Annotated in this window: 9 protein-coding genes; 6 read left to right on the top strand and 3 right to left on the bottom strand. The window is 71.4% G+C overall.

Annotated elements, in window-relative coordinates; genetic code table 11:
* Window positions 1–246: 246 nt before the first annotated feature.
* The 3 genes from ACH34Q_RS31285 to ACH34Q_RS31275 are packed head-to-tail and all read left to right on the top strand — an operon-like array spanning window position 247 to window position 3,435.
* The gene (locus tag ACH34Q_RS31285; protein ID WP_395986699.1) at window positions 247–864 is read left to right on the top strand and encodes an HdeD family acid-resistance protein; all 618 of its coding nucleotides are present in this window, start codon (window positions 247–249) and stop codon (window positions 862–864) included.
* The gene (locus ACH34Q_RS31280; RefSeq protein ID WP_395986698.1) at window positions 861–1,091 is read left to right on the top strand and encodes a hypothetical protein; all 231 of its coding nucleotides are present in this window, start codon (window positions 861–863) and stop codon (window positions 1,089–1,091) included. Before ACH34Q_RS31285 ends, ACH34Q_RS31280 begins: the two co-directional genes overlap by 4 nt.
* 52 nt (window positions 1,092–1,143) lie before the next feature.
* Window positions 1,144–3,435 (top strand): LuxR C-terminal-related transcriptional regulator, encoded by a 2,292-nt coding sequence (locus ACH34Q_RS31275; protein ID WP_395986697.1) that lies wholly within the window; start codon window positions 1,144–1,146, stop codon window positions 3,433–3,435.
* 48 nt (window positions 3,436–3,483) lie between these two features.
* Here the strand turns inward: ACH34Q_RS31275 and ACH34Q_RS31270 are convergent, their stop codons facing one another.
* Window positions 3,484–6,045: a LuxR C-terminal-related transcriptional regulator gene (locus ACH34Q_RS31270; RefSeq protein WP_395986696.1), complete on the bottom strand. Its 2,562-nt coding sequence runs from the start codon at window positions 6,043–6,045 to the stop codon at window positions 3,484–3,486.
* Window positions 6,046–6,189: 144 nt separating this feature from the next.
* Window positions 6,190–7,221, bottom strand: a complete 1,032-nt coding sequence (locus tag ACH34Q_RS31265) for a universal stress protein (protein WP_395986695.1) — start codon at window positions 7,219–7,221, stop codon at window positions 6,190–6,192.
* Between the two features lie 236 nt (window positions 7,222–7,457).
* On the opposite strand from ACH34Q_RS31265, the gene ACH34Q_RS31260 reads away from it, so the two are divergent.
* Window positions 7,458–7,736 carry a hypothetical protein gene (locus tag ACH34Q_RS31260; RefSeq protein WP_395986694.1) on the top strand — a complete coding sequence of 93 codons (279 nt, stop codon included), beginning with the start codon at window positions 7,458–7,460 and terminating at the stop codon, window positions 7,734–7,736.
* Between the two features lie 110 nt (window positions 7,737–7,846).
* Here the strand turns inward: ACH34Q_RS31260 and ACH34Q_RS31255 are convergent, their stop codons facing one another.
* Window positions 7,847–9,280 carry a DUF2252 domain-containing protein gene (locus ACH34Q_RS31255; RefSeq protein ID WP_395986693.1) on the bottom strand — a complete coding sequence of 478 codons (1,434 nt, stop codon included), beginning with the start codon at window positions 9,278–9,280 and terminating at the stop codon, window positions 7,847–7,849.
* Between the two features lie 183 nt (window positions 9,281–9,463).
* Between ACH34Q_RS31255 and ACH34Q_RS31250 the strand changes: the two genes are divergently transcribed.
* Window positions 9,464–10,723 carry a diacylglycerol/lipid kinase family protein gene (locus ACH34Q_RS31250; RefSeq protein WP_395986692.1) on the top strand — a complete coding sequence of 420 codons (1,260 nt, stop codon included), beginning with the start codon at window positions 9,464–9,466 and terminating at the stop codon, window positions 10,721–10,723.
* A gap of 67 nt (window positions 10,724–10,790) precedes the next feature.
* Entirely contained in the window at window positions 10,791–12,521 is a 1,731-nt protein-coding gene (locus tag ACH34Q_RS31245; RefSeq protein ID WP_395986795.1) for a SulP family inorganic anion transporter, read from the top strand.
* The last annotated feature ends 339 nt before the right edge of the window (window positions 12,522–12,860 follow it).

Genomic DNA, 12,860 nt, shown 5'->3' with positions numbered 1-12,860 from the left:
TCTTTTCGCCGCTCGGAACCGAGCCGGTCGGGCAACAGCGTCCGCCCGGCGACGAGCCCTCGTATCACCCGCAGTGGATGAGTTACGGCTCGGAAGGCCGGTCGAAGACCGGCGCCTGGACGAGAAAGGACGGCGGCGATGCCGTTCACCCGCTACGGAGGATGCCGCGCCCGCGTCATCGCAGTGTGCTGGACGCGGCGACGATCGCCCGGCCCGTCCGGGCGCACCTGGAACGAGGAGGCTCCTATGAGCTCGGCGAGAACTCCGCATGCGGCCGGGCGGGTGCCGCCACCGGCGAACGGCATGCTCCTGATGCGGCTGGCCGAAGGCGCATGGGGCATCGCCCTGGCCGTCGGTACCCTCTCCACCCTGCTGGGATTCGCCCTGGTCGCGTGGCCGAAGGCCACCATCGGCGTCGTGGCCGTGCTCTTCGGGCTGAAGCTGATCGCGCACGGTGTGTACCGGATCGCGCAGGCCGTCGTCACGGACGAGGCCCCGAGCACCCGTGCGCTGTTCACCGTGTTGGGGGTGCTGTCGTTCGCCATCGGCGTCCTGGCCCTGCGCAACCTGCTCCAGACCGTCACGGTCCTGGCACTGCTGTTCGGCTTGTTCTGGCTCATCAGCGGAGTCATCGAGCTCGTGGCGGTGCTGGCCGACGGGTCGACGCCGGAACGCGGCTGGTCGGCCGCCCTGGCCGGCTTGTCGATCCTCTTCGGGCTGGTGGTCCTGGTGTATCCGGGCATGACGCTGACGGCGCTGACCTGGCTGCTCGGTCTCTGGCTCATCACGTGGGGCCTGCTGACCGTGGCCCTCACCCTGTGGGTCCGGCACGCCGGCAGGCAACAGGCACGCCTGAGCCGATGACCGGCCCTGTGCCTGCCTGCGGCTACGAGATCAGGATCAAGGGACTCCTCAGCGACTCGTTCCAGCAGGCGTTCGAGGAACTCACCGTCACGGAGAATCCGGCCGAGACCATCGTCTGGGGCCCCGATCTGGACCAGGCCGCGCTGTACGGCGTCCTGGAGCGGATCCAGGCGCTGGGACTGGTCCTGATCGAGGTACGGCGACTTCCGGACACGGGATCTCATTGACCCTGGAGTCGTTAGAACGGAGCATTTCGGACATGCGACGAGGGGCCTGACCATGCCGCGAGATCGCTTGCTGAGACGGCGGCGCAACAACGCGCCCCACGCCGCGCACGGGGTCGACGCCATCGCCGTGACCAAGCTCCGTGCACCCGACCCCCAGGACGAATGGATCAGCCGGTCGGCACTGGTACGCCGGCTCACGCACGCCCGCGCCGAACGCCTGATCGTCATAGCGGCCCCCGCCGGCTACGGGAAGTCCACGCTCGCCGCGCAGTGGCGGACCGATCCGGACGAAACGCGCCGGTTCGCCTGGGTCTCCCTGGACCACGGCGACAACGTGCCCTCGATCCTCTGGTCCTCGATCCTGCGGAGCCTGAACGACATCGCCGCCATGACCGGAGTCGCGGGCGACCTGCTCCGGCTGCCGGACGACCGGCCGGCCGTGATCGACGACGCGTTCCTGTCGGACATCGTCAACCGCCTCGCCGAACACGGCGCTCCCGTGGTGCTCGTCCTGGACGACTGCCACGTCATCCGGGACCCTTCGTGCCTGCGGCAGCTGAGAGCCCTGGTCGAGTGGCTCCCACCCAACGCCCAGGTCGCCCTGGTGACCCGGGGCAGGCTGCCGCTGCCGCTCGCGCGGTTCCGCGCCTCCGGCCAGATCGTCGAGTTCGGAGTCGAGGACCTGCGCTTCAACGCCGAGGAGACCGACAGATTCGTCCGCCGCTTCAGCAACGTCCAGCTGGCGGGCGAGGACCTCGACCGCCTCGTCGAGCGGACCGAAGGCTGGCCGGCCGGAGTGCACCTCGCCGCGCTGGGCATGCGCGAGCACCGGGAACCGGCGGCGTTCACCCGCGAATTCGACGGCGCCAACCAGTACGTCGTGGACTATTTCTCCGAGGAGGTGCTGGCTCCGCTCTCCGACGAGACGTTCCGCTTCCTCGCCCGCACCTCCGTGCTGGAGTCCTTCAACGCCTCCCTCTGCGGTGCGGTGACCCGTGACCCGAACGCCGACGCCATCCTCGAGCGGCTGGCGCGGTCCGGTCTCTTCGTCGTCCCGCTCGACGACCGCCGAGTCTGGTACCGCTATCACCGGCTCTTCAGGGGTGCCCTCGACCGGCTGCTGCGTACCGCCGAACCCGGCTTCGCCACTGTCCTGCACCGCCGCGCCGACGTCTGGCTCGAACGGCACGGCCGGGTCGGCGCCGCCATCGAGCACGCTCTGGCCGCCGGCGACGACGGCCGCGCCGTCGCCATCATCGCTGCCGGCTGGCCCTCCTTCGCCTTCTCGGGGCATGAGGAGACGACCATGCTCCGGGGCTGGCTGATGTCGGTGGACACCGAACGTCTCGCGGCCGACCCGGTGGCCGCCGTCTGCGCGGCGTGGGCCGGAACGCTGGCGGGCGACCGCGCGATCGGCCGGCAATGGCTCGACACCGCCCGGCGGCTCGGGCACTCGGGGCCACTGCCGGACGGGACGGCCTCCCTGGAGTCGTCGGCGGCGTTGCTGGAGAGCATGGTGGGGACCGGCGGCGTCCACAACATGCTCGCCTCGGCACGCACCGCCGTGGCGCTGGAGACCGACCCTGCGTCCCCCTGGTACAGCCTGGCGCGGCACAACCTCGGCTGCGGCCATTACCTCGCGGGCGACCAGAGCACGGCCATCGCCCCCCTCAGCGAGTCCGCCCAGAGTCTGGCGGCCTTCGCCGCCGTCCAGGTGCAGTCCTACGCGGTGCTGTCGCTGGCCACCGCCGAACTCGGCCGGGAGACGCAGGCCGCCGAGCTGGCCGAGACCGCGCTGGCCCTCGCCGCCGAGCACGGGATGGCGGACACCTCCCGCATGAGCCTGGCCCGTACCGCGGCCGCCGCCACGCTCGTCCGCCAGGGCCGCGTAGCCGAGGCGCGCCCGCTCCTGGAGGCCGTGCAGCACCTTCGCAGGACCTCGCCCCGGGTCACGGTGTGGCCGACGCTGGAGAACCTGCACCTGCTGATCGGCGTCCTGCTCGACCTCGGTGAGCTCCGGGAGGCGCGGGCCCTGGTCGGCGAGGCCGCCGAACTGCTGGCGTTCCTTCCGGCGGACGCGGGCCGGCTGCGACTGCGTCATTCCCAGGTCCAGCGGCAGCTGCACTCGCTCGCCGACACGACGGCCCCGTTGGAACCTCTGACCGACCGCGAGATCGCCGTGCTGCGGATGCTGCGCAGCGACAAGTCGCTCCGTGACGTGGGCGCGGAACTGTTCATCTCGCAGAACACCATCAAGACCCATACCCGCGCCATCTACCGCAAGCTGGAGGCATCCTCGCGCGCGGAGGCGCTACGGCGCGCACAGGACGTCGGCATCCTCTGAGGCGGCCCGGCCGAGGCGGCCCGATCGAGGCGGCCCGGCCGAGGCGGCTCAGTCCGCCAGCAGCGCCAGGCTCCGGGCCCGCCGCACCGCCTCTCCCCGCCTGGTCACTCCCAGCTTCCGGTAGATGCTCTTCAGATGGGTCTTGACCGTATTGATCGACAGGCACAGCTCGGCTGCGATCTCCTCGGTGGTCATCATCCTGGCCACCCGTTTGAGGACATCGGTCTCCCGGGGGCTCAAGGTCTCCACGGTGGCCTCCTCCGCCCCGCCCGGCGCGGCGGCCGATGGTGCCGCCGTCGCGAGGAGCAGCGGATCGAGAATCCGGTGGTAGGGCCGGGCCAGTTCGGGGTCGTGCCGCAGCACCGGGGTCAGCCACTCCCTGGACAGCGCGAACGGGAGCCGGATCTGCTCGCGTTCGGCGAGGCGGAGCGCCCGGTCGAGGGAACGGCGGCCCCGCGACCCATCGCCCCGCTGGTAGGAGAGCCGAGCATCCAGCAGCCACGCCTCGACGCGCACGTCGGCCGGGGTCGTCGCCGACTCCACGAAGCCATGGCGTACGATCTCGGCCGCCGCGCGAGGCTCACCGCGGCACAACCACGCCCGGGCCAGCGCCACCGCCGAGCCCGGCGTCCCCACCCCGCCCGCCTGCTCCGCCGCGGCCAGCGCGGCATCCGCCGCGCCCAGGGCCGCGTGCGCCTCCGCGGCGACCAGCCGCACCCGGCGATCGAGCCAGGGCACCCGGCGAGCGGAGCCGCCGGGCACGCCGAGTAGTTCCAGAGCACGCTCCGGCCGGCCCCAGCCGATCTCCACGCGGGCGCAGACGAATCGGTGCAGCGCGGACAACAGTTCATCCGGGCATTCCAGGAGTGCCGCCCCGGTCTTGTCCAGTTCCTCGTCCGCCGCCGCCAGTTCGTAGTGCTCGAGATGCACGGCGGCGCTCGCCAAGTGGGCGACCGCGGTCCGCCTCCCCGCGGGGTGCAGCGAGACCTCGGGGAGCTGGGCCGCCTTGGTGTCGAGTTCCGTGGCGCGCGTGAATCTGCCGAGCAGGGCCTCGATGAGCGACAGGTACGCCAGGCAGGATCTCCGCTGGAAGTCACCACCCGCCTCCGTGGCCGCGACGACCGCCGCCTCGAAGAGCCGCGCCGCCTCGCGCAGCCCGCCGTCCCGGAACAGCGCGGCGGCGCGCACCGAGGTGAGCAGTGCCCGCAGTTCCGGGCCGTCCTTCAGCAGCCGGTCGGGGAATCTGAGCGAGGATCCCGGCAGGCCGGCGACCGCCAGGTGGCCCAGTGGCCGGTTCCGCCCGAAGCGGACGGCGGCGGCGCAGAGCAGCGCCGCCTGCGTCCGCCTGCCGGGATCGCGGGCGAACACCCGGTCCACATGCTGCAACGCCATCGAGCAGCCCTGCTCGTCGCCGACCGCCGCGGCCGCGGCGGCGGCGACGATGGCGGGTTCCGGCTCCGAGGCGGAATAGGCCGAGGCGGCCGGCATCTCCCGGAAGAGGCCGGTGAGCGGATCGCCCGGGCGGAAGCCGAGCACCCGGCCGATGGCGAGCCGATCGACGACCATCCAGGCCGCGTACCGCCAGTCCCCCGCGCGCACGGCCTGGTGGACGGCCTCGCCCAGCCGGCCGGCACGCTCGAACCACTCGGCCGCCCGCCGGTTCAGCGCGTCCACCTCGGCGGGCGCCTCATGGCGCAGGACGAGCCGGAGCGCCTCACGGAACATCGGGTGGTAGCGGTACCAGCCGTGACCGAGCGCCACGACGAAGGCGTTCTGCCGGACCAGCTCCGCGAAGACCGGCCCGGCCTCGGCACCGGCCAGTTCCGCCGCCAGCTCGGCGTTGACGTCGTCCACGACGCTGGTGGCCAGCAGCAGCCGCCGGACCTCGGCCGGTTGAGCGTCCAGCACCTCCTCGACCAGGTAGCCGACGACCGAATGGTCGTCACCGCTGAACTGCTCGACGAACCGCTCCGGGTCGGGATGGCGGCCCATCGACATCGCCGCCAGCCGCACGCCGGCGGCCCATCCCTCGGTCCGCTGGTGCAGTGCCCGCAGCGCGGAGGCACCGATCCGCACACCGTGCTGCTCCAGGATCGCCGCGATCTCCCGTTCGTTCAGGGCCAGCGAACCGGCGCGGATCTCGGTCAGCCGGCCGGACACGGAGTAGCGGCGCAGCGGAAGGACCGGGTCACTGCGGGACATGACGATGATGCGCAGGCCGGATCCGGCATGCTTCAGCAGGCTGATCACGCCGTCGGCGAGAGCCGGACCGCGTTCCGGCCCGAAATCGTCCAGCACCAGCACGACAGGGACCTCCAGTACGGCCAGCCGCGCGGCCATGTGCACCAGAAGGTCATGCTCGTCCCTGCCGTCCCCTGGCTCCTCGAGCCCCGGGACGCTCACGTCGATGCCCACGTCCGCGAGGCACTCCGCCAGGCGGACGCGGAACTCCCCCAGCGTGCGCAGCCTCCGGTCGTCGGGAAGCCAGACGACGGGCCCCTCGTGCCGTTCCGTGCTCGTCCACGCCGCCACCGTGATGGTCTTGCCCGATCCGGGCGGTCCGGTCACCACCGTGAGCGGGCCCTGGACGCCCTTCCAGAGTCGGTCCATCAGCCTCGGCCTTATCAGCACCCATTCGGGCAGCGGCGGGCCAAAGGGTTTCCGCTCGGACTCGTACGCGTCATCGCGCGGTCGTTCGGATCCTCGAATGGTCTGCGTAGTCATCTCGGGCTCCATTCGAGGCGACGATGCGGATCAGTTGTCTCCCGACCTGGGGTGACGCGGCAACCATTCGCGCATACGCTCACCCGGGTGAGCACGCCTCACCCGGGTGGGGCTCGCTCGCCGTTTACCGGCCCGCGCCTGGCCAGGGGCCTGAACGCCGTCTCTCTCCGCTCCGGGAGCGCCGTAGGCGTCCCGAGAGCCGGTCCCCGCGGTTTCGAAGTCAGGAGGCCGCTCTCGCCGCCGGGGATGCACCAGGGCGATGGGGCACGGTGCGTGCTGGAGCAGAGCCTGGCTGGTGGAACCGAGCAGGAGCGGCGGGATGCCGTCGGTCTCCCGGTCCCCCACGACCAGCATCTGAGCGCCCTCGGCCGCTTCGGCGAGCGCCCGGCGGGCCGGCTCCGGGACGATCGACGTCTTCGCGTCGATGTTCGGGTGCCGCTGCGCCCAAGGGGCGAGCGCGTCGTCGACGCGGGCGCTCACGGCCTGCCGTGACGGCTCGGTCTCCGCGCCCGGCTCGGCCCCTTGACCGTGCACGATATGGACGCGCCAGCCCTGCAACGCGGCCTCCTCGAAACCGAACGCGAGAGCGGCCACGCTCGCCACCGAGCCGTCGTACCCGATGACGACCCGGCCGTCTCCGGGGCCGACATCCCGTACCACGATCACCGGGCAGCTCGCGCGGGCGGCGACCTGGAACGCCGTGGCTCCCAGGGCCGTCTCTTCGAGGCCGTTGGCGCCGACCACGACCAGTTCGGCGCCCGCACTCTCCTGCGTCAGCGCCAAGGCGGCGGGCCCTTCGACCAGACGGCCGGTGATCCCCGACCGGGGCGCCAGTTCCCGTGCGAGGGCGACACCATGGTCGAGTACGTGCTCCGCGGTCTCTTCCATGGCGCGCCGCACGTCGGCTCCGGGCCGGACGTCCGGATAGGGCCACGCCCACGCATGGCAGACGGTCAAACCGATGTGCCGGCGCCGTGCCTCGTCCACGGCCCAGCGCAGCGACCTCTCTCCCTCCCTCGACCCGTCAAAGCCGACGACCACCTGCGAGTAGTACCGAGCCATGGCGATCTCCCCGTGTCCCAATACCGCCCATGACAACCCGGGTCGAGGGACGGGGTCCAGCAATTTCACCCCCGTCCCGGCAATTACTTCGCTCCGTACTCGATCGACTCACCACATGTCCGGATGCTGCCGCCGGTCACCCTCAAAGGGTGATGGCATCGCATTCCCCGGCTGCGATGGTTCCGGCATTACGGCACCACCATGCAACGACGTCCACGCAGAAAGGGAAGGTCGCCATGATGACCGAAACGCAGGAATCGCCGTCCGACCGCCAGAACACCAGGATCCTCATCGCCGGCGGCATCCTCCTCGGGGTGGGCACCATCATCGGCGTCGCCGGCATGGTGTTCGGCGGTACGGGGCTGCTCGTGGCGGCGCGACGGCGCGTCCGGCTGATGGAGGTGCCGCCCCGCGAACTCGCCAAGCGGAAGTTGTCACAGGCCAGGGTCGCCACCGGCGCCGGCGTCGACGCATGGCACAACGGCACGCCCGCTCACAGCGCGCACTCGTCCTGACATCCCGGCGGCCGCGGGAACGGTCCGTTCGCCGCGGCCGCCGCCGGCCGGACGCCCGCCCGAAGGGGGAGTCGTGAGTGCTCATCCTGTGACGGCCGGCGCCCTCGGCGTCAGGCCGGCTCGGTGGTGATCCGGCCGGTGGTGATCCGGCCGGTGGTGATCCGGCCGGTGCGGACGGCGTCGGCGAGCGCCTGGTGGTCGCGTTCGTTCTGGTCGGCATAGGCCTCGGCGAACCGCGCCAGTGCCCGGTCGAAGCCGCTGCCGCGACCGAGATAGGCCGCTATGGCGATCGGATCGCCGGAGCGGGCATGCGCGCGGGCCAGCGCGGCACCGCACAGGCGCCCGAAGACCGCCAGGTCCTCGGGGCCCATCACCTCGGGCCGGGCGATGCCCTTCCAGTCGCGGAGCTGGCGCACGTAGAAGTCACGGTGCCGCCCGTCGATCCCGGTGACCGACTGCCAGCCGAGCAGGATGTCGCCGGCCGCCTGCATGAGGCGCTGCCCGCTGACCACGCGTTGGCCCTGGTTCTCGAACTCGCTCGCGCCGGCGAAGGGTGCGAGGACGGACTCACCGGCCTCCTTCGCCTGCAGCAGCAGCGGATCGTCATCGTCGCGGCCCAGCAGGAGGATGATCCAGCAGCGGGTACCCACGCTGCCGACGCCGACCACCTTGCGCGCCATGTCGACCTGGCGGTAGCGCCTGAGCAGTTGCCGGCGTTCGGGCGGCAGGGTGCGGCCGTATTCCTCGATCAGTTCGCCGAGGCCGGACCTGAGGTCGGCCTCCTCCTCCTCGGGGAGCAGATCCCGGAGTGGGGTGATCAGCGGCGGGTCGGGGGCGATCCGCCGGACGCCGCCGTCCAGGTGCGTCAGTTTCTCGAAGGCCTGCATGCTCGTACGGGTGCGGGCACGGGTGGTCGCCGCCGCGGTCCGGCGGCGGGCGGCGCCGCCGAGCCGTTCCGACCAGATCGCCTGCAGCTTGTCGGCGTCGTCCTGCGCGTACCAGACGTCGAGCGTGCGCATGCCGGCGAGCTGGTGCATCCGTTCCCGGTAGCCCCGGACGCACTCCCGTACGATCCTGCCGCGTTCCTCGTCCGGGAAGCCGTTGGCGCGACCGGCGATCGCCAGGCTCGCGGTGAGCCGCTTGACGTCCCACTCCCACGGCCCGGGAAGGGTCTCGTCGAAGTCGTTGATGTCGAACATCAGATGCCGCTCGGCGGAGGCGAGGAGCCGGAAGTTCAGCAGGTGGGCATCGCCGCACAGCTGCGCCGTCAGCCCCGTGTGGGGAGCGGCGCCCAGGTCGGCGGCCATGATCGCGGCGGCGCCCCGGTAGAAGCGGAACGGGGACTCCAGCATCCGGGCGTACCGGATCGGCACGAGCTCGGGCACCCTCGCCGCGGACTGCCGTTCGATGACCTCGACGGGATCGGGACGCTTCTCGGCGGGCTCGTACTCGGCGTGGCTGGAGCGGGACACGCGGGCGCGTGCCCGCCTCCCGGTCTCCGCACGTTCCGACGGCGTCAAAGCCGCGATGCTGGACGTGTCCATGGCTAGGCCTCCCTCCCTCAACGGTCATCGATCCGCGACCGGGCGGCATCACCCGCTCAAGGTGATGTCAGTCCGGGCCCGAGCCGGTGGGGTAGGGCTGTGCCAGGTATAGAGAAGTCCCCCCATTGGCTTCACCCGGGCCGGGCCGCGCGCCTCTCCCTGTCGTCCGGGGCCGCGGCGGCGGTGAACCTGCTACTGGCGGCCGGATTCAAGAGCATCGTGCTGCTGGGCATGGGGATCGCCGGTCTGGCCGTCACCGCCGCCGCACTGTGGTGGGTACTGACGCGCCGCAGTGTCGTCCGGGTGCTCGCCGCGGTCCTGGCCGTCCTCGTTCCCGTCGCCGTCCTGATCTACTACATCGCGCTGGGACTGCTGTGGGCCGTACTGCTGTCCGCCGTACTGGGGATCGCAGCGGTACTGGCGGGAAGAGCCGCGCTCCGCGACGACGTCGGGTCGGCCGGTCCGGTGGAGTACCCGGCCCCGCCGCCATCGCGGCCCTACCTGATCATGAACCCGCGCTCCGGCGGCGGGAAGGTCGAGCGGTTCCAGCTGGCGCGGAAGGCCCGGGACCTCGGCGCCGACGTCGTACTGCTCGACCCGTCCCATCCCCAGGACGTCGCCGAGCTCGCGCGCCAGGCCGTGGCGGACGGCGCCGACCTGCTCGGTGTGGCCGGCGGCGACGGCACTCAGGCACTGGTCGCCGGGGTCGCGGCACAGCACGGCGTACCGTTCATGGTCGTCTCCGCCGGGACCCGCAACCATTTCGCCCTGGACCTCGGCCTGGACCGGGACGACCCGTCGACATGCCTGGACGCGCTCACCGACGGCGTCGAGGTCCGGGTGGACCTCGGCCTCATCGGCGACCGCGTCTTCGTCAACAACGCCTCGTTCGGTGCCTACGCGGCCATCGTGCAAAGCCCCGCCTACCGCGACGACAAGATCCGGACGATGCTGCGGATGCTTCCCGACCTGCTGGCCCACCACGACGGCCCGCGGCTGACCGTCCATACCGCGAACGTGTCCATCGACGCCCCGCAGGCCGTCCTGGTGAGCAACAACCCGTACCAGGGGGGTGACCCCGCGGGCCTCGGGCGCCGCCGCCGGCTCGATTCCGGAGCCCTGGGCGTCCTGAGCGTCAATGTCGACAATGCCGTTCAGGCCGCCGGAATGCTCCGCGGCCGGCGCGGGCCCGGCCTCACGGCACTGGCCACCACCGAGGTCGTCGTCGGCGCCGACGTCCCCGAGATACCGGTCGGTGTCGACGGCGAAGCGCTCACGCTGCCGGCCCCGGTCACCTGCCGGATCCAGGCGGGCGCGCTGAGAGTCCGGATACCGCGCCACCGCCGTACCGCGCCCCGGGCGAAACCACCGCTGGACTGGCGCAGGCTCCGCCGGCTGGCGCTCACACGGCGCCGTACGGAAGGCCCCGAAGCCGTCACCTGACCCGAGCGCCACCGAATGTTCCATGACGGCGTCGGCCACGGGAGGTGCAGAGCCTGTGTTGCGTAAGGTGCCAGCGTTCCAGCAGATCGCGACGTACCGGCGTGAGTGGTTCGTCAAGGACACGGTCGCCGGGGTCGTGCTCACGACGCTGCTCGTCCCGCAGGGAATGGCGTACGCGGAACTGGCCGGGCTCCCGGCGATCACCGGGCTGTACACGTCCATCCTGTGCCTGCTCGGCTATGCGGTGTTCGGCCCGTCCCGCATTCTGGTCCTCGGTCCCGACTCCTCGCTCGGCCCGATGATCGCGGCGACGACCCTGCCGCTGCTCGCCGCCGACGGGGACCCGGGCCGGGCGATCGCGCTGGCGTCGATGCTCGCGCTCATGGTCGGCGCCATCATGATCCTGGCGTCCGTCGCGGGCCTCGGCTTCATCGCCGACCTGATCTCCAAGCCCACGATGATCGGCTACATGAACGGCCTGGCGCTGACCATCCTGATCGGGCAGCTGCCGAAACTGTTCGGGTTCACGGTCGACGCCGACACCCTGGTCCAGGAATGCGCCGGATTCGTCCAAGGGCTCGCCGACGGAAGAACGGTCATCGCCGCGGCCGCCGTCGGGATCGGCGGGATCATGCTGATCCTGCTGCTGCAGCGCTGGTTGCCCAAGGTCCCGGCGGTGCTCGTCATGGTGGTGCTGGCGATCGCCGCCACAACGGTCTTCAGCCTGGACGACCGCGAGGTCAGCCTGATCGGCGTACTGCCCGAAGGCTTCCCCCCACTGACGATCCCGCAGGTCCGGATGGACGACCTCGCCCTGCTTTTCGCCGGTGCCCTGGGCATCGCCCTGGTGTCACTCGCCGACACCGTCTCCACCGCCTCGGCGTTCGCGGCGCGGACCGGGCAGGAGGTCCATGGCGACAAGGAGCTGACCGGCATCGGCGCGGCGAACCTGGCGGCCGGCCTCTTCCAGGGCTTTCCGGTCAGCACGAGCGGCGCGCGCACGGCCGTGGCGGAGCGGTCGGGGGCCAAGACCCAGTTCACCGGCGTCGTCGGCGCGGCCCTGATCATCCTCATGATCGTTCTGGTTCCGGGCCTCTTCCGCAACCTGCCACAGCCCGCACTGGCCGCCGTGGTCATCACCGCGTCACTGACGCTCGCCGACCTTCCGGCGACGGCGCGGCTGTGGCGGCAGCGCAAGACCGAGTTCCTTCTGTCGATCGCCGCCTTCCTCGGCGTCGCCCTGCTCGGCGTGCTTCCCGGCATCGCCATCGCCGTCGCCCTGTCCATCCTCAACGTCTTCCGCCGGGCGTGGTGGCCCTACGAGACCGTGCTCGGCCGAGTACAGGGACTCGACGGCTACCACGACATCCGCTCCTACCCCGAAGCCGCCCACATCCCCGGCCTGGTCATCTACCGGTTCGACGCCCCGCTGTTCTTCGCCAACGTCAAGGCGTTCCGCCACGAGGTCATGCGACTGGCCCAGGCCGATCCACCGCCCACCTGGATCGTGATCGCCGCCGAGCCCATGACCGACGTGGACACCACCGCGTCCGACGTCCTCGAAGAACTCGACGAGACCCTGAACGCCCAGGGCATCAGCCTGGTGTTCGCCGAACTGAAAGGCCCGGTACGAAGCAAGATCGAACGCTACGGCCTCACCCGCACCATCGACCCGCTCCGCTTCTACCCCACCATCGAAGCCGCCACCCTCGCGTACCGCGCCGAAACCGGCTCCCAATGGACCCCCACGGAACCCACCACCGCGGCCACCGTGCCCGAGGGAACGGAAACCGTTTAGCAGCCGGGCAGCGCGCACCACGGTGCTGGGCGCCGATGCGAGCACCGTGATCGAGTGGGCCGTTCCCTTGCCACACGGGCAACCTCCCATTCCACGAACCGAGCGCCGGCGGCCGGCACAGTACGCACCGACCTGCCCGGGAGTTACGACAGCCGGGACCTTGGCAGCACGTGGCCGCGCTCCCGCCGACCGTTTTCAAGCACCGAAGCCCCGGCGTAGGCGCTCCGCCTCTTCGTCTTCCCTGCGAGCGTCCGATTCGTAGCTCTCGGCGAGAGTTCTCCGAATTCGTACCGGCAGGTCGACCTTCCACCATTCCTTGCCGGTCTCGTCTCTACACAG

This window comes from Actinomadura sp. 9N407 (assembly GCF_044326315.1).
Taxonomy (GTDB): domain Bacteria; phylum Actinomycetota; class Actinomycetes; order Streptosporangiales; family Streptosporangiaceae; genus Spirillospora.
Note: the sequence above shows the minus strand (reverse complement) of the source record. Positions and strands in the feature narration are given on the sequence as shown.